The following is a 22,499-nucleotide window of genomic DNA, read 5'->3' as shown; positions in this document are numbered from 1 at the left end:
GTGCGCCTCACGCGGTCTGCCGCGCCGCCGCCCGTCCCGCCGCCCGCCCGGAGAACAGACAGCCGCCGAGGAAGGTGCCCTCCAGCGCGTTGTAGCCGTGCACTCCGCCGCCGCCGAAGCCGGCCACCTCACCCGCCGCGTACAGTCCGCCGATCGGGTCGCCGTCGGTGCCCAGGGCGCGGGAGTCCAGGTCGGTCTGGATGCCGCCGAGGGTCTTGCGGGTCAGGACGTGCAGCTTGACGCCGATCAGCGGGCCGGCGTCCGCGTCGAGAATGCGGTGCGGGGTGGCGACCCGGCCGAGCTTGTCGCCGATGTAGCGGCGGGCGTTGCGGATGCCCTGGACCTGGGCGTCCTTGCTGTACGGGTTGGCGATCTGGAGGTCGCGGGCCTCGATCTGGCGGCGCACCGTGGCCGCGTCCAGGAGCGGCTTGTCCGTCAGGGCGTTCATCTTCTCGACGAGCTGCTCCAGGTCCGGCGCGGTCACGAAGTCCGCCCCGTTGCGCAGGAACGCGTCGACCGGCCCCGGGGCGCCCTTGCCCAGCACCCGCTCCTTGAGGAACCCGATCCGGTCCTTGGCGGTGATGTCGGGGTTCTGCTCGGAGCCCGACAGCGCGAACTCCTTCTCGATGATCTTCTGGGTGAGGATGAACCACGAGTGGTCGTAGCCGGCGATGTCCTCGGTGGTGCGCAGGTACTTGAGGGTGCCGAGGGTGTCGTAACCGGGCAGGCACGGGTCGGGCAGCCGGCGGCCCAGGGCGTCGAACCACAGGGAGGACGGTCCGGGCAGGATGCGGATGCCGTGACCGGGCCAGATCGGGTCCCAGTTCTGCACGCCCTCGGTGTAGTGCCACATGCGGTCGCGGTTGACCAGGCGTACGCCCGCCTCGGCGCTGATGTCGAGCATGCGCCCATCGACATAGGCGGGGACGCCGGTGACCATCTCGGTGGGCGGGGTGCCGAGGCGCTCGGGCCAGTAGCGGCGGACGATGTCGTGGTCGGCGCCGATGCCGCCGGTGGTGACGACGACGGCCTGGGCGGTGAGTTCGAAGTCGCCGACGCGGTCGCGGCTGGACTTCACGCCCCGCGCCGAGTTGTCCTCGGCGAGGACGGTGCCGCGCACCCCGCGCGCCTGCCCGTCCTCGATGACGAGTGCGTCGACCTGGTGGCGGTGGTAGAAGGTGAGCAGCCCGTCGCGGGCGGCCTGCTTGGCGTAGTCGACGAACGGCTCCACGACGCCCGTGCCGGTGCCCCACGAGACGTGGAAGCGCGGCACGGAGTTGCCGTGGCCGTGTGCGCGCAGGTCACCGCGTTCGGCCCAGCCGACGGTCGGCAGGAACTTGATGCCGTGCCCCTCCAGCCAGGACCGCTTCTCCCCGGCCGCGAACTCGACGTAGGCGCGCGCCCAGCGCACCGCCCAGGAGTCCTCGTCGTCCTCGCGGTCGAACTGGGCGCTGCCCTGCCAGTCGTTCCAGGCCAGGTCGAAGGAGTCCTTGATGCCGAGGCGCCGCTGCTCCGGGGAGTCGACGAGGAAGAGCCCGCCGAAGGACCAGAAGGCCTGGCCGCCGAGGTTGGCGGCGTTCTCCTGGTCGACCAGCGCGACCCTGCGGCCCCGGCTGGTCAGTTCATGCGCCGCGACCAGGCCCGCGAGCCCCGCTCCGACGACGATGACGTCGGCATCCATGGCGACCATCCCTTCCTTATGCGGTGGTGTCGCTGCCGTCGGTCAGCAGCGCGGTGAGCAGTTGCCCCAGCCAGGTCCGGGCCCGTTCGAGGTCCCGGTCCAGCAGCAGTTGGGTGGTGACCCCGTCGTACGCGGCGACGACGGCGTGGGCGGCCCCGTCGAGGTCGCCGAGGACGGCGGGCAGCGCGGTGTGGCCCTGCGCCCGGGCCAGCCGTTCGGAGATCGCCCGGCGCAGCCGCTCCCGGTGCTCCAGCAGGGTCTGCGCGACGGCCGGTTCCCGGGCGGCGTACACCAGGAAGTCCGTCTTCACCAGGAGCCAGTCCCGGTCCAGGAGCAGCACCTCGGTGACACGGTCGACGGCGGCGGGCACGTCGAGGTCGGGTCCGTCCAGGGCCAGCGCGCCGGAGACCTGGTCGGCGATCAGGTCGGCCCGCTGCTGGTAGAGGGCGAAGAACAGCTCGTCCAGGCTGTCGAAGTTGGAGTAGAAGGCGCCGCGGCTGTAGCCGGCGGCCTCGCAGACCTCCTCGATGGAGACCCGCCCGAAGCCCTTGGCGGCGAAGACCGCGAACGCGGCGTCCAGGAGGTTGGCGCGGGTGCGGACCCGGCGCTTGGTGACGCGCTTGGTCGTGCCCTCCAGTGCCATGTCCGGCCCTCCGTTCGATACGGGAATGTATCCGATACAACGATGTATCGAAAGAGTCGGGCTCCCGGACTCTGCCACGCGATGGGAACACATTTTCGAATCAGGAGTACGCTGGATCCATGACCACGCACCTCCAGGCCTCGCTCTTCGACCAGACGGACGAGATCCGCCTCGGCCGCCTCGACGGGATCCGGCGGACCGCCCTCGGACACGGTGCCTGGATCGACGTCCTCCCCGGCTGGCTCGGCGGCTCCGACGCACTGTTCGAACAGCTCGCCGCCGAGGTTCCGTGGCGCGCCGAGCGCCGGACGATGTACGACCACGTCGTCGACGTACCGCGGCTGCTCGCGTTCTACGGCGTGGACGACGTACTGCCGCACCCGGTGCTGGCCCAGGCCCGCGAGGCACTCACCGCGCACTATGCCGAGGAGCTGGGCGAGCCGTTCACCACGGCAGGGCTCTGCTTCTACCGCGACGGCCGGGACAGCGTCGCCTGGCACGGCGACCGGATCGGCCGGGGCGCCCGTGAGGACACCATGGTCGCCATCCTCTCCGTCGGCGCGCCCCGCGATCTGCTGCTGCGTCCGATGCGCGGCGGCAGCGCCGTGCGCCGCCCGCTGGGCCACGGCGACCTGATCGTGATGGGCGGCTCCTGCCAGCGGACCTGGGAGCACTCCGTACCGAAGACCACACGCGCCGCGGGACCGCGCATCAGTGTCCAGTTCCGCCCGCACGGCGTGCACTGAGGCAGAGAGGCGGCTGCTTCGGAAGCACGCAGGGGGCTGCCTCCGGCGGACGGCGCCGGAGGCAGCCTTCCCTCTTCCCCTTCTCCTCCGGCGGCCCGCACCCGCCCACCGCGGCCCCTGCCCGGCCTGCTTTGCTGTGCCTGTCGAGCAGGCACCTCACCCTTCGGGACGATCATGCAGACGGACGTGCAGCAAGTCGCCGACGGCACCTACCTGGTGCACGGGAGCAACACCAACTGGGTGATCCTCACCGACGGGGACGCCGTCACCCTGGTCGACACCGGCTACCCCGGGGACCGCGAGCAGGTGCTCGCCTCCCTTGCGCAGGTGGGCAGTTCACCGGAGGCGGTCACGGCGGTGCTGATCACGCACGCCCACAACGACCACCTGGGTTCGGCCGAGTACCTGCGCGCCGCGTACGGCACGCCCGTGTACCTGTATGACGCCGAAGTGCCGCATGCCCGCCGGGAGTTCCTGCACCAGGTGACCGTCGCTGACGTGGTGAGGAACGGCTGGCGGCCGGGTGTCCTGCCCTGGGCACTGCACGCCATCCGCTCCGGAGGCAAGGCACACGTCCCGGTCACCGGTCCCGAGGCGTTCCCCTCCGAGGGCGCCCTCGACCTGCCGGGCCGACCGGTCCCCGTGCACACGCCGGGCCACACCGACGGCCACGCCGCCTTCCACCTCCCGGACACCGGCGTACTGATCTCCGGCGACGCCCTGGTGAGCGGCCACCCGACCTCGCGCGTCAAGGGCCCTCAGCTGCTGCCGGACATGTTCCACCACGAGCGCGCCCGTGCCGTGGCCTCGCTGGACGTCCTCGCCGCCCTGGAGGGCGACCTCCTGCTCCCGGGCCACGGTCCGGCGTACCGCGGTCCGGTCCGTGAAGCGGCACTTCAGGCCAGGGAGCGCGCCCTCTAAGGTGAGGTGACGATCACCCGCGAGGCGAGGACGAACGGCCCATGGCACTGCAGATCAGCGCGACGAACCCGGAGCACCCCGCGCTCCTGCTGGAGCTGCCGTGGGACGTGCCCCTGGAGCAGTGGCCGGAAGAGGTCCTGGTCCCGCTGCCGCGCGGCATATCCCGGCACATCGTGCGCTACGCCCGCGCCGGCGACGAGGTCATCGCCGTCAAGGAGCTCGCCGCGCGACCCGCCCTCAACGAGTACGACATGCTCCGCGACCTCGACCGGCTCGCCATCCCCTCCGTGGATCCGCTGGCCGTGGTCACCGGCCGCACCGACCAGGACGGCAACCCGCTGGAGTCCGTCCTGGTCACCCGCCACCTGGGCGGCTCGATGCCGTACCGGTCGATGTTCGAGACGACGATGCGGCCGGCGACCATGCACCGCCTCATGGACGCCCTGGCCGTCCTGCTCGTGCGACTGCACCTGGCCGGGTTCGCGTGGGGCGACTGCTCGCTGTCCAACACCCTCTTCCGCCGGGACGCGGGCGCCTACGCCGCCTATCTCGTCGACGCCGAGACCGGCGAACTGCACCCCCAGCTCAGCAACGGCCAGCGCGAGTACGACCTCGACCTCGCCCGCGTGAACATCAGCGGCGAGCTCCTCGACCTGGAGGCCTCCGGAGCGCTGCACCCCTCCGTCGACCCGATCGAGTTCGGCATGGAGATCTGCGCGCGCTACCGCGGCCTGTGGGAGGAGCTGACCCGCACGTCCGTCTACCCGGCGGGCAAGTACCACTACATCGAGCGCCGGATCCGCCGTCTCAACGAGCTCGGTTTCGACGTGGCCGAGATGCAGATCGAGCACGCGGCCAACGGTGACACGGTCACCTTCGTGCCCAAGGTCGTGGACGCCGGCCACCACCAGCGCCAGCTGCTGCGGCTGACGGGCCTGGACACCGAGGAGAACCAGGCCCGTCGGCTGCTGAACGACCTGGAGAGCTGGATGGCCACCCAGGACGACTACGCCCCGGGCGACCCCCTCGGCGCCCGCCCCGAGGTCCTCGCCCACCGCTGGGTGCGGGACGTCTTCCGCCCGACCGTGCGCGCGGTGCCACTCGAACAGCGCGGGTCGATGGACCCGGCCGAGATCTACCACGAGCTGCTCGAACACCGCTGGTACCTGTCGGAGCGGGCGCAGCACGACATCGGCCTGGACACGGCGGTCGAGGACTACATCAAGAACGTCCTGCCCACGGCGCGGGAGACGCTCCAGCCCACCGTCGAGGCCTGACTCAGACGGGCGGGACGACCGCCACCGGGCACTCCGCGTGGTGCAGGACGCCATACGCGACCGAGCCGATCCGGGCGCCCACGGCGGTGCGGTGGGCGCGCCGGCCGACGACCATCAGCTGGGCCCGCCCCGTCACCGACAGCAGCACCTGTCCCGCACTGCCCATCTCGACGTGCTCCACCACCGGGACGTCGGGGAACTGTTCCCGCAACGGCTCCAGGGCCGCGCCCAGCGCCTGCTGCTCACGCGGCTCCAGACCCCCGGCCTCGTCGAGCAGCTTCAGCGAGCCGGGGCTGTAGGCGAACACCGGCGGCAGGGTCCAGGCCCGTACGGCACGCACGGTCGCCCCGCGCGACGCGGCGGTCTCGAACGCGAACCGCAGGGCGGCGGCGCTGTCCTCCGGCTCGCCCTGCTGGCCCACGACGACCTCGCGACCCGCGGCCTCGGCGGCGGGCCGGTCCCCGGCGCGTACGAGGACGACGGGCCGCGTGGTCTCGGCGATCACCTGCTGTCCGACGGAGCCGAGCAGGAACCCCACGACCGGCCCGTGGCCGCGCGAGCCGAGCACCAGCATCTCGGCGTCCGCCGCCGCGTCGACCAGCGTCTCGACGGCGGCGCCCTCCAGGACGTCGGTGGTCACGGTGAGTCCCGGGTAGCGCCCGGTGACGGCCCGGGCCGCCTCGGACACCGTCTCCCGCACCCACCCGGCCTGGGTGTCCGGGGTGGCCACCTCGACGGCGTCGTACGCCTCGAACCGCCAGGCCTGCACCACCCGCAACGCCAGGTCGCGGCGGACCGCCTCCCGGGCCGCCCAGTCCAGCGCGGCGAGGCTCTCCTCGGATCCGTCCACTCCTGCGGTGATCGGGCGCGTCATACGGCTGTCTCCCTGTGTCGTGGCCACGTCCGTCGGGCCGGGTCTTCACTACGCTGACTGTATGAGCCTGGTGTGGGAGCAAGTGAACGTGGATGCCCACGACGCGGAGGCCCTGGGCCGCTGGTGGGCCGAGGCGCTCGGCTGGGTGGTCGTGAACGACGCCCCTGACGAGTACGAGATCCGCCCGGAGAAGGACCGCCTGCCCGGCCTGCTCTTCAGCCCGGTCCCGGAGGGCAAGACCGTCAAGAACCGCCTTCACCTCGACTTCCGCCCCGACGACCAGGCCGCCGAGGTCGCCCGCCTCCTGGCGCTCGGCGCCCGGCACGCGGACGTCGGGCAGGGCGAGCAGTCCTGGGTGGTGCTCGAGGACCCCGAGGGGAACGAGTTCTGCGTACTCGGCGATCACCGACCGCGAACCTGAGCGGAGCGGGACTTTCGAACATACGATGGGCCGCAGTCGCAGCCGAACCTTCGGGGTGGGAGACGTATGGCACAGGCCGCCGAATCAGCGCGGACCGTCATCCTGACCGTGGACGACGACCCGGGGGTCTCCCGTGCCGTCGCCCGGGACCTGCGGCGGCGCTACGGCGAGTCGTACCGGATCGTGCGCGCGGAGTCCGGTGAGTCCGCGCTGGAGGCGCTGCGCGAGCTGAAGCTGCGCGGGGACCTGGTGGCGGTGATCCTGGCCGACTACCGGATGCCGCAGATGAACGGCATCGAGTTCCTGGAGCAGGCCCTCGACGTGTATCCGGGCGCGCGCCGCGTGCTGCTGACGGCGTACGCGGACACCAACGCGGCGATCGACGCGATCAATGTCGTGGATCTGGACCACTATCTGCTCAAACCGTGGGACCCGCCGGAGGAGAAGCTCTACCCGGTCCTGGACGACCTCCTGGAGGCCTGGCGCAGCAGCGAGTACCGTCCGGTGCCCGCCACCAAGGTCGTCGGGCACCGCTGGTCGGCGCGCTCCTCGGACGTGCGGGAGTTCCTGGCCCGCAACCAGGTGCCGTACCGCTGGTACTCGACCGAGGAGCCCGAGGGCCAGCGGCTGCTGGCCGCCGCGGGCCAGGACGGACAGCGGCTGCCGGTGGTCATCACCCCGGACGGCACTCCCCTGGTCGAGCCCGAGGCACCCGATCTGGCCGCGCACGTGGGCCTGGCCACAACACCCACCGCGGACTTCTACGACCTCGTCGTCATCGGCGGCGGCCCGGCCGGGCTCGGGGCCGCGGTGTACGGCGCCTCGGAGGGGCTGCGGACCGTCCTCGTGGAGCGGTCCGCGACCGGCGGGCAGGCGGGGCAGAGCTCACGCATCGAGAACTACCTGGGCTTCCCCGACGGTGTGTCGGGCGCCCAGCTCACCGACCGGGCCCGGCGGCAGGCGGCCAAGTTCGGCGCCGAGATCCTCACCGCCCGTGAAGTGGCCGGGCTGGAGGTGAACGGGGCGGCCCGTACCGTGCGGTTCTCGGACGGCTCCGCGGTAGCCGCGCACAGCGTGATCCTGGCGACCGGTGTGTCGTACCGGCAGCTGGAGGCCCCGGGCTGCACCGACCTGACCGGGTGCGGGGTGTACTACGGCTCGGCGCTGACCGAGGCGTCCTCCTGCCAGGGACAGGACATCTACATCGTCGGCGGCGCCAACTCCGCGGGACAGGCGGCGATGTACCTGTCCCGGGGCGCCAAGTCGGTGACCCTGCTGGTGCGCGGCCCCGACCTGTCGGCGTCGATGTCGCACTACCTGATCCAGCAGATCAGCGAGGCCCCCAACATCTCGGTACGCGCGCGTACCGTCGTCGAGTCCGCCCACGGCTCCGGCCATCTGGAGCAGCTCACCCTGCGCGATGTGGACACCGGGGAGACCGAACTCGTCGACGCGCAGTGGATGTTCGTGTTCATCGGCGCGGCCCCGCTGACCGGCTGGCTGGACGGCACGGTGCTCCGCGACGACCACGGCTTCATCCTGTCCGGCCCCGACCTGACCGCCGACGGACGGCCCCCGGCGGGCTGGGAGCTGGACCGGCCGCCGTACCACCTGGAGACCAACGTCCCCGGCGTGTTCGTGGCGGGCGACGCCCGCGCCGAGTCCGCCAAGCGGGTCGCGTCCGCCGTCGGAGAGGGAGCCATGGCCGTGATGCTCGTCCACCGCTATCTGGAGCAGTCATGAGCGGGCAGCTCGTGCCGTGCAGCCCCGCGGAGATCGGGGCGCTGTTCCTGTTCGAGAAGCTGTCCCCCGAACAACTGGGGCAGTTGTGCAGTTCCGGACGGGTGGAGAAGTTCGAACCCGGGCCCGTCTACACCGAGGGCGAGCCCGCCACCTGCTTCTACGTGATGATCGAGGGCACCGTCGTGCTCTCCCGCCGGGTCGGCGGCGACGACGTGGAGGTCACGCGGACCTCACAGCGCGGGGTGTACGCGGGGTCCATGCAGGCCTACCTCGGGGACCGGGTGCAGCAGGTCTACAAGAACTCCATGCGGGTCACGGAGCCGACCCGGTTCTTCGTGCTGCCCAGTGAGAAGTTCTCGGACTTCATGCAGGAGTGGTTCCCGATGGCGGTCCACCTGCTGGAGGGGCTGTTCTTCGGCTCGCAGAGCACCCAGCGGGCCATCGGCCAGCGTGAACGGCTGCTGGCACTCGGCTCGTTGTCCGCCGGTCTCACCCACGAGCTCAACAACCCGGCGGCCGCCGCCGTACGGGCCACCGCGACCCTGCGGGAGCGCGTGGGCAAGATGCGGCACAAGCTCGCCGTCATCGCCCAGGGGAACTACGCCCCCGAGGTCATGGCGAACCTCATCGACATCCAGGACCGCACGGCCGAACGCGTCGCCAAGGCACCGACGTTGAGCCCGCTGGAGGCCTCGGACCGCGAGGACGCGGTCACCGACTGGCTGGACGACCACGACATCCAGAACGGCTGGCGGCTCGCCCCCACCTTCGTCCAGGCCGGTCTCGACGTGGACTGGCCTGGACCAGGTCGCCGCGGCCGTGGACGAGGAACTCCTGCCCAACGCGATCGGCTGGCTCAACTACACCGTCGAGACCGAGCTGTTGATGGACGAGATCAACGACTCCACCAACCGCATCTCCCACCTCGTCGACGCCGCCAAGCAGTACTCGCAGCTCGACCGGGCGCCCTTCCAGAACGCCGATGTGCACGAACTCCTGGACAGCACCCTGCTGATGCTGTCCGGCAAGATCGGACAGCGGATCAAGATCGTCAAGGAGTACGACCGGACGCTCCCGAAGATCCCGGCGTACCCCGCGGAACTCAACCAGGTGTGGACCAACCTGATCGACAACGCGGTCGCCGCGATGAACAGTGCGGGCGGGGAAGGCACCTTGACGGTGCGGACGGCGCTCGATCACGAGCGGCTGCTGGTGGAGTTCCGGGACACCGGGCCGGGGGTGCCGAAGGAGATCCGCAGCCGGATCTTCGATCCGTTCTTCACCACGAAGCCGGTGGGCGAGGGGACGGGACTCGGCCTCGACATCTCGTGGCGGATCGTGGTGAACAAGCATCACGGGACGCTTCAGGTGGAGTCCCGGCCCGGGGACACGCGGTTCCAGGTGCTGCTTCCGCTCACCGCCGCGGAGAGTGAGACGAGCGAGGAGTTGGAATGACCGAGATCCAGGGACTCGACGCCGACGTGCCGCCGAGCGGGAACGGGTGCGTCGAGTGCGATGCCGCGGGTGGGTGGTGGTTCCATCTGCGTCGGTGCGCGCAGTGCGGGCATGTGGGGTGCTGCGACTCCTCGCCCGCGAAGCACGCCACGGCACATTTCCAGGAGACCGGGCATCCGTTGGTGCAGAGCTTCGAGCCGGGTGAGCAGTGGTACTGGAACTTCGCGACCAAGGAGATGTTCGAGTCCGGGCCCTCGCTCGCGGCACCGGACAGTCATCCGGTGGATCAGCCGGCGCCCGGCCCCGAGGGACGGGTTCCGGCGGACTGGGCGAAGACGTTGCGGGGCTGATCGGCTCGGGGGCGTCTGTGCTTTGGTGACAGGATGTCCTTGTGCCTCCGACCTCCTTTTCTTCTCCGCTCATCGGCCGTGCCGACGAACTCGCCCGGCTCGACGGTGTGCTCGCGCGTGCCCGCGGTGGTGAAGCACGTGCGGTTCTGATCGCCGGGGACGCCGGAGTCGGCAAGACGCGGCTCCTGGGCGAAGCCGCCGAGCGGGCCGCCCGTGCCGGGATGACCGTGCTCACCGGGCACTGTGTGGACCTCGGTGACGTCGGGCTGCCCTATCTGCCGTTCACCGAGATCCTGGGGATCCTCGCCTCCGACGAGCGGTTCGCTCCCGTGCTGTCGGGGCATCCGGTGGCCGGGCGGCTGCTGGGGGGCGAGGGCGACGGCGGACGGTTGCAGCTGTTCGAGGGCATGGCGGGGCTGCTGGCCGATCTAGCCGATGTCGCACCGCTGTTGCTCGTGCTGGAGGATCTGCACTGGGCCGACCAGTCCTCACGGGACCTGCTGAGGTTCCTGCTCAGCCGGGGCATCCTGCAGCGGTCGGCGGGCGGGGCGCCCACCCATCGGCTGGCGGTCCTCGCCTCCTACCGGGCGGACGATCTGCATCGGCGTCATCCGCTGCGGCCGCTGCTCGCCGAGCTCGTACGGCTGCCCGCTGTGGAGCGGCTGGAACTGCGGCCGCTGGGTGATGCCGAGGTGACACGGCTCGTCCAGGCGCTGCAGGACCGGCCGCTGCCGGACGCCACGGTCCGGGGCATCGTGGCGCGGGCCGAGGGCAACGCCTTCTACGCGGAGGAACTGGTCGCGGCCACGGACACCGAGGCGGGCGGGGTGCCCAGCGGGCTGGCCGACGTGCTGCTCATCCGGTTCGAGCAGCTCTCGGAGACCGCCCAGCAGGTGCTGCGTACCGCCGCCGTCGCCGGGCGCCGTGTCGAGCACGCACTGCTGCGGGACGCGGTCCGGCTTCCCGAGGACGAGCTGGAGTCGGCGCTGCGGGAGGCCGTCGGGCGGCAGCTCCTGGTGCCCGGGGACGGGGACACGTACTCCTTCCGGCACGCACTGGCCCGGGAGGCCGTCTACGCCGATCTGCTCCCGGGTGAACGGGCCCGGCTGCACGGCGCGTTCGCCCGCCTGCTGGCCGGCCATGGGCACCGGGCCGAGTCCGCCGCCGAGCGTGCCCACCACTACCGCGAGAGCCATGACCTGGCCGAGGCGCTGGCCGCCTCGCTGGAGGCAGCCGACCACGCCCAGCGGGTCGGCGCACCCGCCGAGGAGCTGCGGCACCTCGAGACGGCCCTGGACCTGTGGTCGGCGGTGGAACCGGCCGCACGCCCCTCGGACGAGCGGGTCACGCTCACCCTGCGTGCCTCCGCGGCGGCCGCGCACGCAGGTGAGCTGCACCGCGCGGTCTCCCTCACCCGGGCCGCGCTGGCCGGGACCGACCAGGACGCCGACTCCGAACTCGCCGCCCGCGTCCGCTACACGCTCGCCGGGAACCTGATCGACGTCGACAACCTCACCGCGGCGTTCCGGTACAGCAGCGAGGCGCTCGCCCTCATCCCGGCCGATCCGCCGTCGCGGACCTGGGTGTGGGCGGCCGCCACCCATGTCATGGCGGCCCGCCATGTCGGCGAGAACGAGACCGCGCTCCGGGTCGCCCGTGAGGCCCTGCGCGTGGCCGAGCACCTGGATGCGAAGGACGCCCGGGCGGATCTGATCATTTCGCTCGCCGCCCTCGAAAGCGGCGGCCGCGGCACCCCGGAGGGCCGCGGACTCATCAGCGAGGCCAGGGAGTTGGCCCACGCCGCGGGCAACGCGCCCGTGGAGATGCGCGCGCTGTTCAATCTCGCCATCGGCTCCTACGAGACCGGAGACCTCGAGGAGTCGCTGCCCCTGTTGGCCGAGGGCCTCGACCGGGCCCGCCGGGCCGGGCTGCTGTCCTCGGCCTACCCCCGGGCGATGCGCCATCTCCAGCTCGTGGTGCTCTACACGCTGGGCCGCTGGGACGAGTGCCTGCGCGCGGTGTCCGGCAGGGCAGAGCTGCCCGTGCTCAGTGGGTACGCGGCCGGGCCCGCGCTCTATGTCGCCCTCGCGCGCGGTGACTTCACGGCCGCCGACCGGGTCCGTGCCCTCCTCCAGGGGCCCTTCGACTGGATGGCCACGCTCGTCGCGGGCATCGCGCTGACCGAGGCGGCGGCACTGCGCGGTGACGCCGAGGCCGCGGTGGAGCAGCTGTGGTCGACGGTCAAGGCCCTCACCGACGACGCGGGAACGCGTCCCGACGTCACGGTCCGGCTCGCCGCCCGCGCGCTGTCCGCGGTTGCCGACACGGCTGCCGGGCTGCGCCTCACCGGCGACGAGGCGGGCGCGGGACGGTGGAAGGCCACGGCGGACGAACTGGTGGAACTGGCCCGGCACACGGCCGCGCGCGGGGAGGACGGCACTCCGCAGGGGCCGGAGGGACAGGCGTGGCTGGCGCGCGCCGAGGCGGAATGGCTCCGGGCGGTGACCGGGCCGGACGTGGCGGCCTGGGAGAAGACGGTCGCCGCGTTCGACTTCGGTGACACCTACGAGCACGCGCGCTGCCGACTCGGGTACGCCGAGGCCCTGTTGGTGGCCGAGCGCCGCGAGGAGGCGGCCGTCGAGGCCGGTGCGGCACGGGAGACGGCCGTACGGCTCGGGGCCACCCTCCTGCTGGAGGAGGCGGACACGCTGATACGCCGGGGCCGGCTGTCGGCGGCACCGAAGAACGCGGGCGGCCCCTCGCCCCTGACCGCCCGCGAGCAGGACGTGCTGCGCCTCCTGGCTCTGGGCCGCAGCAACCGGCAGATCGGCGAGGAGTTGTTCATCAGCGGCAAGACGGCGAGCGTGCACGTCTCCAACATCCTGGCCAAGCTGGGCGCCGCGAGCCGTACCGAGGCGGTGGCCGTCGCCTATCGGGAAGGCCTGATCGCCCCGGAGTGATCAACGGTCCGGGCAGTCGAGGCTCCGCAGGTCGACGGCGTCCGCCATGGCCTGCATTCCCTTGTCGTTGGGGTGGATGTGGTCCCCGCCGTCCAGGGCGGGGAGCATCCGCTCCTGGTCGTAGGGGCTGCGCAGGATCCGGTCGAAGTCGGTGACCGCGTCGAACTCGCCGCTGTTCCTGATGAACGCGTTGACCTCCTGACGTACGGCCTCGGCGGCCGGGTCCCACTCCGACCAGCCCTTGAAGGGCGCGACCGTGGCGCCGACCACGCAGGTGCCGGCCGCGTGCGCCCGGTCGAGGATCTCCCGGTAGCCGTCGATCAGGTCCTGGGCGGTGACGCCGGTGCGGGCCTTGATGTCGTTGACGCCCTCGAAGAGGAACACGGTCCGCACACCGGGCTGGGAGAGCACGTCCCGGTCCAGCCGGTTCAGGGCGCTCTGCCCGGCGCCGTCCGCCAGTACCTTGTTGCCGGAGATCCCCTCGTTGGCCACGCCCTTGACCACGTTCTGCGACTTCTGGAGCCGACGGGCCAGGTAGTCGGGCCAGCGGCGGTTGACGTCGGTGGTGGACTGCCAGCCGTCGGTGATGGAGTCACCGAGAGCGACCACGGCACCGGCGTCGGCGCGCACCGACACCGCGTCCAGGTAGAACCAGGATCCGACGGCCTCGGTCCAGTGCGCGCCGCCCTCCTCGGCGGTGTGGTCGCCCTGGGTGGCGTACGACGTCTGCATGGCCATCCAGTGGCCGGTGAGCGGGCCCGCCGCGTCCGGCGTGTGGACGCTGACCACCAGGTCGGTCCCGGCGGGGAGTCTGCCCGGCAGCGGGTCGCTGTACGCCGTGGCGCCGGGCGGGACGGTGACGGACGTCGAGCCGTCGAAGCTGAGCCGGCGGTTGGTGCGGCGGACGAGTTCGGGGCCCTCCTTCTGGATGCCCGCGTAGACGCTGTCGAAGGTCACCGGTCGGTCACCGAAGGCGTTGGAGAGGCGGATGCGCGGGTCACGACCGGCGACGCTGGTGTGCACGACCATGCGGTAGCCGCGGTCGGCGACCGCCTCACCGATGCGGTCGGCGCTCGCGCCCCATATGACGACCCCGTCGGGCGGGCTCTGGACGGCGGCTCGCGCCGGTGCGGCCTGGAGGACGGCGGCCATGAGTGTGACGACCAGCAGGCGGCCGGCCCGGGCGGGGCGGCCCGTCATCGGTCGAGGTCCTTGAGCGTCACGGACGCACCGGGCTCCAGTGCCACGGTCCGGGAGGTCCCGGCGTACGCGACCGTCGTGGTGCGGCCGCCGATGCTGCGGATGCGTGCCTCGGTCGGTTTCCCATCCCTCCACCGTAGATCGACGACGAAACCGCCGCGCGCACCGGCCCCGGTGAGGGAGCCGGACTCGGCCCACGCGTCCGGGAGGGCGGGGAGGAGTTCGAGGTGGCCCGGGCGCGAGTACAGCAGCATCTCGATCATCGCGGCCGGGGTGCCGAAGTTGCCGTCGATCTGGAAGATGCCCCGGCCCTGTTCCACCTCGTAGATGTCGAAGAGGTTGAAGGCGGTGCCGTTGCTGCCGTCGGTCGAGGGGCGGAGGTTGTTGACGACGAGCTGGTAGGCGTTGTCCGCGTTCTTGAGCCGGGCCCAGCACAGGCTCCGCCAGGCGTTCGCCCAGCCGAAGCTCTCCATGCCGCGCGCGGTGAGCAGGGCGGTGGCGCCCTCCACGAGGGCGGCGGGGGTGGAGCCGTCGGGCCGGATGCGGTCGCCGGGGAAGAGGCCGACGAGCGGGGAGAGGTGCCGGTGGGTGGTCTCGCCGAGGTTGTCGGGCGACATCCACTCCTCCAGCCAGCCCGTGGTGGGGCTGACCCGCGGCAGATACAACCGTTTGCGCAGGCCCGCGATCCTGCCGGCGAGGCCGGTGTCCTTCTTCAACTCCGCCGCCGCGGCGCAGTAGTTGCCGAAGAGCGACCGGACGAGTTCCTGGGCGTAGGTGATGCCCTTGGCGTCGAGCGGCCCGTGCTCGGGCGACCAGTCGCTGTCCGCGACAAGCACTTCCTCGGAGGTGCCCGGGAGGGTGAGGGTGAGCAGCCGGGCCTCCCAGAACTCGCAGGCGCCCTTGAGCAGCGGGTAGATCTTCTCCAGATGGGAGCGGCGCCCGGTGAACTCGTAGTGCTCCCAGAGGGAGTTGCACAGCCAGGCGTTGCCCGCCGGATGCCACCACCAGCCCATCCCGCCGTGGATGTTGGTCGAGACGGCGACGGTCCAGCCGGCCACCTTTCCGGTGGAGTTGCGGTAGCGGTTGCGCGCGTCGTTGAAGTGAGTCCGGGTCAGTTCGGTCCAGGAGGGGAGTTGGTCGACGCAGTAGTCGGTGAACGCGTCGAAGCACTGGGACAGTCCGGCCCGGTCGCCCATCCAGTAGTTCATCTGGAGGTTGATGTCGGTGTGGTAGTCGCCCATCCAGTCCGGGGCGTTGCCGTCGAGCCACAGCCCCTGGAGGTTGAGGGGGAGGCTGCCGCGTGAGCCCGCGATCATCAGGTACCGGCCGAACTGCAGGTACTGGGCCTCCAGTTCGGGATCGGGCACGCCGTCCCGGGCGCGCGCCCGGATCCGCTCCCAGGTGTCGAGGGAGCGCTGCTCCTCGGACGATGCGCCGAGGGAGAGGTCGAACTGCCCGAACAGTGCACGGTGGTCGGCGACATGGGTGCGCAGCAGGGTCTGCGCCGTGTGGCGGGCGGCGGCCCGGACCTTGGTGCGGGCCAGCTGCTCGGGGTGGAGGGAGGGGTCCCGGTAGTGGGTGGCGGCGTCGGGCGCGTAGTTGGTGCCGCCGCTGAGTACCACGGTGAGGTCCTTGCAGCGGGTGAAGGAGATGCCCGAGCCGCCGGCGGTGACCGTGCCACCGGTGCCGTACGCCGTCACGGCGGCCCCGTAGCGCAGCCCGTTGGCGAAGGCCGCCCCGAACGACACCGCGCTCCCCTCGCCGTGCGTCCCCTCCAGCGTCACCGTGCCGGAGTACCGGCCGCCTCCGCTCTGGGAGAAGTGCAGGACGATCACGTCGTCGGGCCGGCTGGCGAAGATCTGCCGCCGGTACGTCACTCCGGAGCGGACGTACGACGTGGTGATCACGCCTCGGTCGAGGTCCAGGGTGCGGCGGTAGCCGGAGACGGCGGACAGGTCATGGTCGGGGATGTCGACGGCGAGCCGGGCGAGCAGCGTGAAGGAGCCGAAGTCCTCTCGGCCGTACGGGAATTGGCCGTCCGCGTCGAGCGTGTCGTTGAGGCCGCCGGTCCACATCGTGGCGTCGGTGACGAGAAGGAGTTCGCGGCCGGGGTCGTTGCTCGCGAGGGCGCCGAGACGGCCGTTACCGAGGGGCAGGCCCTGTTCGATCATCGAGTGCTCGTCGGCGGGGGCCTGCCACCAGAGCTCGTCGTGTGCGGTGGTGTCGTACGAGGCGTCGGGCCGCTGAGGTGCGGCCGAGGCGGTGAAGGCGGGGAGCGTGGCGAGGGCTCCGGTCGCGGTGGCGAGGGCGAGGAGGTTGCGTCTGGACGGTTCGGGGGTCATGGCGGCTCCTGGAGGGTCGTTCAGGACGACGTCGGTATGTCGATCCGGTCGATGTCCGGTGCGTAGCCGGTGCCGCTGTCGAAGGTGATCGTGTTGGAGCCGGCCTTGAGCGTCACGGGCACGTACACGCTGGACACGGTCCCCCAGTCGCCGGTGGCGGGGAGCTTGTGGCGGGTGGCGCCGCCACCGTTCGCCGAGACGTCCACCGAGCGGGCGTCGCCGCTGATGTACGAGACCTTGATCTGGTAGGTGTCGGCCCGGGCGACGACGACGTCGTTGAAGGTCAGCTTGGAGCCGAGGTACACGTTGCCGACCTTCTTTCCGTCGGAGCAGGCGGAGCAGTCGGCGACGGAGGCGTTGCCGGCGAGGGTGTTCGTGGCGGACTCGGCCTCGATGCCCGTCCAGGTGAGCCGGTCTCCGCGCGGGGTGACCGTGAACAGGCGTGAGCCGTGGGCGGGCAGGGCCTGGGTGATCCTGTTCTTGTACGTGCCGAGGTTCTCGTGGTTCCAGAGGTCACGGACCGTCGCCTTCCCGGTGAAGCCGAGGGTCGTCCAGTCGGCGGTCACGGCGGCGGGGGCGTCGGCGAGGTTGAACAGGGCGACGGTGTAGGTGCCGTCGGGGTTCTTCGCGGCCCACACCTGCTGGGGGTCGGACGGAGTGACCGGGTGCGCGGGCGGTGCGGCGCCCTGGTTGAGGGCGATGACCTCGCGGTTGGTCAGCAGGGACAAGCCGTAGGAGTCGAGGCGGGTGAGGTCGTCGCCGGTGTAGAGGGGTGACTTGGCGATGGCCCACAGGGTGGCGTAGCTCTGCCGTTCCGCCCTGGTGAGGCCGTCCATCTCGCCGTTGCCGACGTCGAGGGAGTCGAGGTCGTTCCAGCCTCCCGGGCCGGCGTGCCGGGTCCAGGCGGGGGTGTCGTCCCAGCGGTCGTCGACGGAGTTCTCCCAGCTGACGAGGGTGTTGCAGTAGCACTCGACGTCGGTGTCGACGCGCCAGCCCTGGGAGTACTTCTTCCAGTCCGCGGCGTGGCCGATGTCGAGGGACCAGGAGAGTTCGAGGTGGATCGGGCGGCCGGTGGCGGCGATCGCCTTGTGCCACGCGGCCACGTCGGCAACGTTGTCGTACTGGTCGCCGCTCTTGCCTGAGCCGGGGCCCACGCCATCGAGTTTGAGGAAGTCGTAGCCCCAGTCGGCGATCAACTGGGCCTGGGAGTCGATGTACTTCGCGGTGCAGGGGCGGGAGAAGTCGAGTTTGTAGGAGCTGTCCCAGCCGTTGGTGGTGCGCAGGTCGCCGTAGACGATGTCGGCGGTGGTGCAGCCGTCGGCGTTCCAGATCGGCGTCCTGCCCTCGCCGTAGGCCCCCTTCTCCAGGCCGGCCGGCAGGTAGATGCCGGCCTTGAGGCCTTTGGCGTGGATGCGGTCGGCGACGGCCTTCATGCCGCTGGGGAAGCGGACCGGGTCGGCCTTCTGGCGGCCGTACCGGTCGAACCCTGACTTCCAGGTCTTGTCCATCCACCAGCCGGCGTCGATGTTGACGTACTCGTAGCCGAACTTCTTGAGCTTGGCGGCCATCGCGTCGCTCTGCTCGAGGACGTTGGCCTCGGTGAGGTAGCTGTAGTCGCCGTCCGGGTTGAGGCCGGGGTACTTGGACGACTGCATGCTCCAACTGGTCCAGCCCATGTAGGGCTTGGCGGCGAGGGCGGGAGCGGCGGTCTCGGCGCCGGCCGTCGGTGCGACGGTGACGGCACCGGCGGCGAGGGCCAGGACCACGAGGGCTCTGAGGGTGCGTGCGGGCATGACGGAGTACGAGGATGACCGCATGGGTCGTACCTCCTGGGTCGTGGGAGTTATACGTCGGCTCGGACGAAGGACTGGATCGCGGTGGCCGCGGCCCCGCGGGCCCACTCCTCGAAGGGCAGCGGGCGGGTGAGGACATCGCACTGGGCGGCGGATCCGAAGGCGGCCGCGACGAACGCGTCGCGGATCTGTTCGGCGAACAGGTCGTAGGCGGCGAGCCCCTCCCCGGAGATGATCACGCGTTCGGGACCGAGGAGGTTGGCGACGGTGGCGATGCCGCGGCCGATCGCCTCCCCGGCCCGTGCGTACACCTCGCGGGCTCCGGCGACGCCTCGGCGGGCCAGGGCCAACGCCTCGGCCGCGTCGGCGAGTTCGGCTCCGGTGATCTCCCGGATCCGGCGGACGATCGCCGCCTCTCCCGCGATCGCCTCCACGCAGCCGCGGTTGCCGCAGTGGCACAGGGGGCCGTTCGGGTCGACGGCCACATGGCCGATCTCGCCGGCCACGCCGTGGGCTCCGGAGACCACGCGGCCGTGCACCACGAGGCCGCAGCCGATGCCCGCGCCGACGGTCACCACGGCGAAGTCGGACAGGCCCGCGCCGGCGCCGAACCACTGCTCGGCGACGGTCAGGGCGCGCACGTCGTTGTCGACGGTGACCGGCAACCCGGTGGTCAGAGCGATGAGTTCGGCGAGGGGTACGTCGCGCCAGTCGAGGAACGGCGAGTAGCGGACGGCGCCTTCGGCCCGGTCCACGTCTCCGGAGACGGCGACGCCGAGGCCCGGTACCGGGACGCCGTCCGCCTCGGTCAGCAGGTCCTGGACCAGGTCCGCGACGGACGCCAGCACCGCCTTGGCCGCACGGTCGGGCAGCGGCACATGGCGGGCGACGCGGATGCGGCAGCACAGGTCGGTGAGGACGCCGATGATCTCGTCGCCGGTCACCTTGACGCCGATGAACAGGGCACGTCCGCCGTCGACCCGCACCAGGTTCGCGGGCCGCCCGAGTGCGGGGCGGGCCTCGTCGTCCGCGCCCTCCACCAGGTAGCCGGCCTCGATGAGGGGCCGGACCGCCTTGGTGACGGCGGCCGCGGACAGGCCCACCCTGCGGGCCACCTCCAGTCGGGCGAGCGGGCCTTGGGACAGGACGGTGGTGAACACCTGTGAGGCGGCGGGGGTGTTCACGGGGAACGTCTCGGCGCGGGGGATCGGGCGCATGGCCGGGAACTTAGAGGGGTTCTTTTCCGTCGTCAATAAAAGAAGCAGGATTCGTCGGTGACCGGGCTGTCAGTGCCGGGCGGCACAATCGCCCCATGACGACGATCAATTGGGCCGGGCTGACCCACGCCTACGGCAGCGCGGAGGACATCCCGGGGCTCTTCGCGCAGCTCGGCGGCCCTGACGACGACAAGGTGTGGAACGACCTGTGGTCCGCGCTGTGCCATCAGGGCTCGGTGTACGAGGCGAGCTGGGCGGCGATGCCGGTCCTCGCGGACATCGCGCGGGGCCGGGCGCCCGGCGAGCCGCTCCAGGCGGTGCTGATGGCCGGGCTGATCACGACGGACCCGGACCCGGCCCGCCGCGAGCGCTGCGCCCACGAGATCGAGGAACTGCTCGGCGTCGCACGCGGGCTGTTCGCCGCGAGGGATCTCGAGATGGGCGACTTCGTCTACCTCCAGATGGCCGTCCTGGCCTTCGAGGACGCCGGCGTGTGGGCCTCGGCGCTGGAGGGACTGCTCAACGAGGAGTACGAGCTGGAATGCCCCGCGTGCGAGGACGGCCTCTTCGTCGCCTTCGGTTCGTACGGCCACTTCTCCGTGGCGGGCGACTATGTCACCGGCCCGGGAGCCGAGGGCGAGGAGGGCCGGGCGCGGCTCCTGCCCACGGCTCCGGAACGGCTCGAGGGGATCGGCGCCCGGCTGCACCGGGAGGCCGTGGAGGCGGGCCGGGACGAGGTCGCGCTCGCCCTGACGTATGTCTTCGGCAGGGCCCACTGCCCCTCCTGCGACGCCGGGTTCGGTGTGTCCGACGAGGTGGAGAGACAGTGGGCCTGACCGTGCGGTGTGCCGTCAGTGCCGGGCGGCCGGGGTGTTGGCCGCGGTCACGTTGACGGCGGCCCAGGACCGGTTCACCGCCTTGTACTCGGCGCTGCCCGCCCCGTAGAGGTCCTTCGCCGCTTTCAGGGTCGCCGTGCGGGCGTCGTGGAAGTCGGTGGTGGAGACCATGTAGCGGGTCAGGGCGCGGTAGTAGACCGCCGTGGCCTTGGCGCGTCCGATGCCCTTCGCGGGCAGGCCGTCGACGGTCGGCGAGTCGTAGGTGACGCTGCCGATCTTCTTGCGGCCACTGCCCTCGGCGAGCAGGTAGTACGCGTGCGAGGAGACGCCGGAGCCGGCGTGGACCTCGGCGTCGTAGACGGCCGGCGACCAGTAGTCGATGGCGCCTTCGAGCACGTCCAGGGAGGGCTTGTCGAGGCGGCGCAGGAACTTCTGGTCCAGGCCGAGCTTCTCGCCGAGCAGGTAGTTCGGCGGGTTCTTCGGGTTGTTGGCGCTGAACTCGACGTTCGAGCCGAAGATGTCGGCCAGCGACTCGTTGAGGGAGCCGGCCTCGCCGTACTGGTTGCCGTCCGCGTCCACGCGGGTGGGCTCCAGGCGGGCGGTGGCGTCCACGACACCGTGGGTGAGTTCGTGGCCGGTGACGTCGAGGACGACGAGCGGCTTCTTGAACATGTCGCCGTCACCGTCGCCGTACAGCATGCAGCCGCACGCCGGGTCCCAGAACGCGTTGGCCACCTTGTTGCCGAAGTGGACCATCGCCTTGGCGCCCTTGGAGTTGTTGGCGATGCCCTTGCGGCCGAAGGTCTTCTTGTAGAAGTCCAGGGTCTTGGTGATGCCGTACTGGGCGTCGACGGCGGCGCTGGCACGGTTGGAGACGGTGCCGTTGCCCCACTTGTTGGTGGTGCTGGTGAACTTCTTGCCGCGGGCGAAGTTCTCCAGTTCCCGGCCCTGCGCGTCCCTGGTCTCGGTGCCCCAGCGGTTGGGGTCCTTGAGGACGTAGCTGCGGCTGGCCGTCTTCGTGGTGGTCAGCGTGACCTTGCCGGCGAAGAGGGAGTTGCCGGTGCCCGAGGCGGTCGCCGCGAGGGCGTCGGCCTGCGGGGCGGTGCCGGTGGCCGGGTCCAGCTTCTCGCCGCGCTCGCGCAGGGTGTCGATGAGCTGGGGCGAGAGGAACTCGTCGCTGTCCGGCGTGTTGCTGCGCACCTTGCCGGTGACGGCGTCGACGACGACGGTGCGGGAGCCGCCCGCCTCTGCGGTGGCACTGCCGGTGACCCGCACCTGGTAGGCGAGGGCCGAGGCGCCGTCACGGGCGTCGACGACGAGTTCCGCCGGTCCGGCGTCGCCCTTGGCGACCGCGGCGGCACGCTCCTGGGCCTGCCGGGCCGTCAGCCGGGCGCGGGCGGCCTCGGGCTGGACGGCGTGGTCGGCCGCGCGGGTGACGCCCGCGTAGCCCAGCTGCTCGGTGAGGTGGACGACGAGGTCGCCGCCGAGGACCGGCATGCCGCGATGGGCCCGGACGAACCGGACGTGCCGGGCGCCCTCCGGGTCGATCAGCACATCCTGGGCCCGGAGTTCGTCGCCCGGGGCGACACCGGTGGCCGAGGTGTGGGCGAACGCGGCGGCGCGGGCCGCGTCGACGACGGACGTGGCCGTGACGGCCGGGGACTTCCCCGGCTGCCCCGTGGACGGGTCGGCGAAGGCCGTGCCCGCGAGCCCCGTGGTGGCCGTCGTCACCGCGACGGCGACGGCCAGGCTGCGTATATGGGGTCTACGCACTATGAGGGTTCCTTCGAGCGAAGGCGGCCGGGATCACCAACCGCCCTGGGTCATGGCGCGGTTGCGCGCCATGGGGGCTGGTCGGGCCCCCGGACGAAACCCTTACGGATGAGTCATGTCCATGTAAAGCCTGAATAGTCGCTTTTCCAACAGTTCATGGCAATACTTTGCGAATCCGCAGCGCTCAGTGAGCAACGAGTGACCAACTGTGCGTCGACTGTGGAGATGTGACGGGGTGCGAGGAGGTTGCCCGGCGTATGTGTGATC

At 71.4% G+C, this 22,499-nt stretch carries 16 protein-coding genes and 1 pseudogene; 9 read left to right on the top strand and 8 right to left on the bottom strand.

Features of this window, described 5'->3' with window-relative positions:
- Positions 1–7: 7 nt before the first annotated feature.
- Together QF037_RS42470 and QF037_RS42465 are read right to left on the bottom strand one after the other, a co-directional pair.
- Positions 8–1,681: an FAD-binding dehydrogenase gene (locus QF037_RS42470; protein WP_307034755.1), complete on the bottom strand. Its 1,674-nt coding sequence runs from the start codon at positions 1,679–1,681 to the stop codon at positions 8–10.
- A 16-nt stretch (positions 1,682–1,697) separates the two neighbouring features.
- Entirely contained in the window at positions 1,698–2,324 is a 627-nt protein-coding gene (locus QF037_RS42465; RefSeq protein WP_307034753.1) for a TetR/AcrR family transcriptional regulator, read from the bottom strand.
- Between the two features lie 119 nt (positions 2,325–2,443).
- On the opposite strand from QF037_RS42465, the gene QF037_RS42460 reads away from it, so the two are divergent.
- From QF037_RS42460 to QF037_RS42450, 3 genes are all read left to right on the top strand, one after another.
- Positions 2,444–3,070, top strand: a complete 627-nt coding sequence (locus QF037_RS42460; protein ID WP_307034751.1) for an alpha-ketoglutarate-dependent dioxygenase AlkB — start codon at positions 2,444–2,446, stop codon at positions 3,068–3,070.
- 174 nt (positions 3,071–3,244) lie between these two features.
- Positions 3,245–3,991, top strand: coding sequence for an MBL fold metallo-hydrolase (locus tag QF037_RS42455; protein WP_307034749.1), 747 nt, complete (start codon positions 3,245–3,247; stop codon positions 3,989–3,991).
- 41 nt (positions 3,992–4,032) lie between these two features.
- Positions 4,033–5,268 carry a DUF4032 domain-containing protein gene (locus QF037_RS42450; RefSeq protein ID WP_307034746.1) on the top strand — a complete coding sequence of 412 codons (1,236 nt, stop codon included), beginning with the start codon at positions 4,033–4,035 and terminating at the stop codon, positions 5,266–5,268.
- A 1-nt stretch (position 5,269) separates the two neighbouring features.
- Here the strand turns inward: QF037_RS42450 and QF037_RS42445 are convergent, their stop codons facing one another.
- Positions 5,270–6,142 carry a universal stress protein gene (locus tag QF037_RS42445; protein WP_307034744.1) on the bottom strand — a complete coding sequence of 291 codons (873 nt, stop codon included), beginning with the start codon at positions 6,140–6,142 and terminating at the stop codon, positions 5,270–5,272.
- A gap of 61 nt (positions 6,143–6,203) precedes the next feature.
- On the opposite strand from QF037_RS42445, the gene QF037_RS42440 reads away from it, so the two are divergent.
- The 5 genes and pseudogenes from QF037_RS42440 to QF037_RS42420 all read left to right on the top strand — a co-directional run bounded on the left by QF037_RS42440 (position 6,204) and on the right by QF037_RS42420 (position 13,071).
- A complete protein-coding gene (locus QF037_RS42440) occupies positions 6,204–6,563 on the top strand; it encodes a VOC family protein (RefSeq protein WP_307034742.1) in 360 nt (119 codons plus the stop codon).
- Positions 6,564–6,629: 66 nt separating this feature from the next.
- Positions 6,630–8,306, top strand: coding sequence for an FAD-dependent oxidoreductase (locus tag QF037_RS42435; protein ID WP_307034740.1), 1,677 nt, complete (start codon positions 6,630–6,632; stop codon positions 8,304–8,306).
- A pseudogene (locus QF037_RS42430) lies at positions 8,303–9,761 on the top strand (ATP-binding protein). The gene QF037_RS42435 and the pseudogene QF037_RS42430 overlap by 4 nt, the downstream one beginning before the upstream one ends.
- Entirely contained in the window at positions 9,758–10,111 is a 354-nt protein-coding gene (locus QF037_RS42425) for a UBP-type zinc finger domain-containing protein (protein ID WP_307034738.1), read from the top strand. The pseudogene QF037_RS42430 and the gene QF037_RS42425 overlap by 4 nt, the downstream one beginning before the upstream one ends.
- A gap of 41 nt (positions 10,112–10,152) precedes the next feature.
- Positions 10,153–13,071, top strand: coding sequence for a helix-turn-helix transcriptional regulator (locus tag QF037_RS42420; protein ID WP_307034736.1), 2,919 nt, complete (start codon positions 10,153–10,155; stop codon positions 13,069–13,071).
- On the opposite strand, the gene QF037_RS42415 is transcribed toward QF037_RS42420, so the two are convergent.
- The 4 genes from QF037_RS42415 to QF037_RS42400 are packed head-to-tail and all read right to left on the bottom strand — an operon-like array spanning position 13,072 to position 19,623.
- Positions 13,072–14,271: an SGNH/GDSL hydrolase family protein gene (locus QF037_RS42415; protein WP_307034734.1), complete on the bottom strand. Its 1,200-nt coding sequence runs from the start codon at positions 14,269–14,271 to the stop codon at positions 13,072–13,074.
- On the bottom strand, positions 14,268–16,613 hold the full coding sequence (locus QF037_RS42410; protein ID WP_307034732.1) for a glycosyl hydrolase family 95 catalytic domain-containing protein: 2,346 nt from the start codon (positions 16,611–16,613) through the stop codon (positions 14,268–14,270). The genes QF037_RS42415 and QF037_RS42410 overlap by 4 nt, the downstream gene beginning before the upstream one ends.
- Before the next feature lie 20 nt (positions 16,614–16,633).
- Positions 16,634–18,430 carry an alpha-galactosidase D gene (locus tag QF037_RS42405; protein ID WP_307034731.1) on the bottom strand — a complete coding sequence of 599 codons (1,797 nt, stop codon included), beginning with the start codon at positions 18,428–18,430 and terminating at the stop codon, positions 16,634–16,636.
- Between the two features lie 26 nt (positions 18,431–18,456).
- Positions 18,457–19,623 carry an ROK family transcriptional regulator gene (locus QF037_RS42400; RefSeq protein ID WP_307034730.1) on the bottom strand — a complete coding sequence of 389 codons (1,167 nt, stop codon included), beginning with the start codon at positions 19,621–19,623 and terminating at the stop codon, positions 18,457–18,459.
- A gap of 95 nt (positions 19,624–19,718) precedes the next feature.
- On the opposite strand from QF037_RS42400, the gene QF037_RS42395 reads away from it, so the two are divergent.
- The gene (locus QF037_RS42395) at positions 19,719–20,459 is read left to right on the top strand and encodes a hypothetical protein (protein WP_307034728.1); all 741 of its coding nucleotides are present in this window, start codon (positions 19,719–19,721) and stop codon (positions 20,457–20,459) included.
- A 15-nt stretch (positions 20,460–20,474) separates the two neighbouring features.
- Here the strand turns inward: QF037_RS42395 and QF037_RS42390 are convergent, their stop codons facing one another.
- The gene (locus tag QF037_RS42390; protein ID WP_307034727.1) at positions 20,475–22,232 is read right to left on the bottom strand and encodes a M4 family metallopeptidase; all 1,758 of its coding nucleotides are present in this window, start codon (positions 22,230–22,232) and stop codon (positions 20,475–20,477) included.
- Positions 22,233–22,499: the final 267 nt, after the last annotated feature.

The organism is Streptomyces canus (assembly GCF_030815415.1).
Classification (GTDB): Bacteria; Actinomycetota; Actinomycetes; order Streptomycetales; family Streptomycetaceae; genus Streptomyces; species Streptomyces canus_F.
The sequence above is the reverse complement of the archived record's forward strand: the minus strand, read 5'-3'. Positions and strand labels throughout refer to the sequence as shown.

What these genes read in the sequence shown, in the direction of transcription:
- QF037_RS42450 (WP_307034746.1), top strand. Translation starts at nt 4,033, where the DNA reads ATGGCACTGCAGATCAGCGCGACGAACCCGGAGCACCCCGCGCTCCTG.
- QF037_RS42470 (WP_307034755.1), bottom strand. Translation starts at nt 1,681, where the DNA reads ATGGATGCCGACGTCATCGTCGTCGGAGCGGGGCTCGCGGGCCTGGTC.
- QF037_RS42445 (WP_307034744.1), bottom strand. Translation starts at nt 6,142, where the DNA reads ATGACGCGCCCGATCACCGCAGGAGTGGACGGATCCGAGGAGAGCCTC.
- QF037_RS42435 (WP_307034740.1), top strand. Translation starts at nt 6,630, where the DNA reads ATGGCACAGGCCGCCGAATCAGCGCGGACCGTCATCCTGACCGTGGAC.
- QF037_RS42405 (WP_307034731.1), bottom strand. Translation starts at nt 18,430, where the DNA reads ATGCGGTCATCCTCGTACTCCGTCATGCCCGCACGCACCCTCAGAGCC.
- QF037_RS42455 (WP_307034749.1), top strand. Translation starts at nt 3,245, where the DNA reads ATGCAGACGGACGTGCAGCAAGTCGCCGACGGCACCTACCTGGTGCAC.
- QF037_RS42400 (WP_307034730.1), bottom strand. Translation starts at nt 19,623, where the DNA reads ATGCGCCCGATCCCCCGCGCCGAGACGTTCCCCGTGAACACCCCCGCC.
- QF037_RS42415 (WP_307034734.1), bottom strand. Translation starts at nt 14,271, where the DNA reads ATGACGGGCCGCCCCGCCCGGGCCGGCCGCCTGCTGGTCGTCACACTC.
- QF037_RS42440 (WP_307034742.1), top strand. Translation starts at nt 6,204, where the DNA reads ATGAGCCTGGTGTGGGAGCAAGTGAACGTGGATGCCCACGACGCGGAG.
- QF037_RS42410 (WP_307034732.1), bottom strand. Translation starts at nt 16,613, where the DNA reads ATGACCCCCGAACCGTCCAGACGCAACCTCCTCGCCCTCGCCACCGCG.
- QF037_RS42395 (WP_307034728.1), top strand. Translation starts at nt 19,719, where the DNA reads ATGACGACGATCAATTGGGCCGGGCTGACCCACGCCTACGGCAGCGCG.
- QF037_RS42425 (WP_307034738.1), top strand. Translation starts at nt 9,758, where the DNA reads ATGACCGAGATCCAGGGACTCGACGCCGACGTGCCGCCGAGCGGGAAC.
- QF037_RS42465 (WP_307034753.1), bottom strand. Translation starts at nt 2,324, where the DNA reads ATGGCACTGGAGGGCACGACCAAGCGCGTCACCAAGCGCCGGGTCCGC.
- QF037_RS42460 (WP_307034751.1), top strand. Translation starts at nt 2,444, where the DNA reads ATGACCACGCACCTCCAGGCCTCGCTCTTCGACCAGACGGACGAGATC.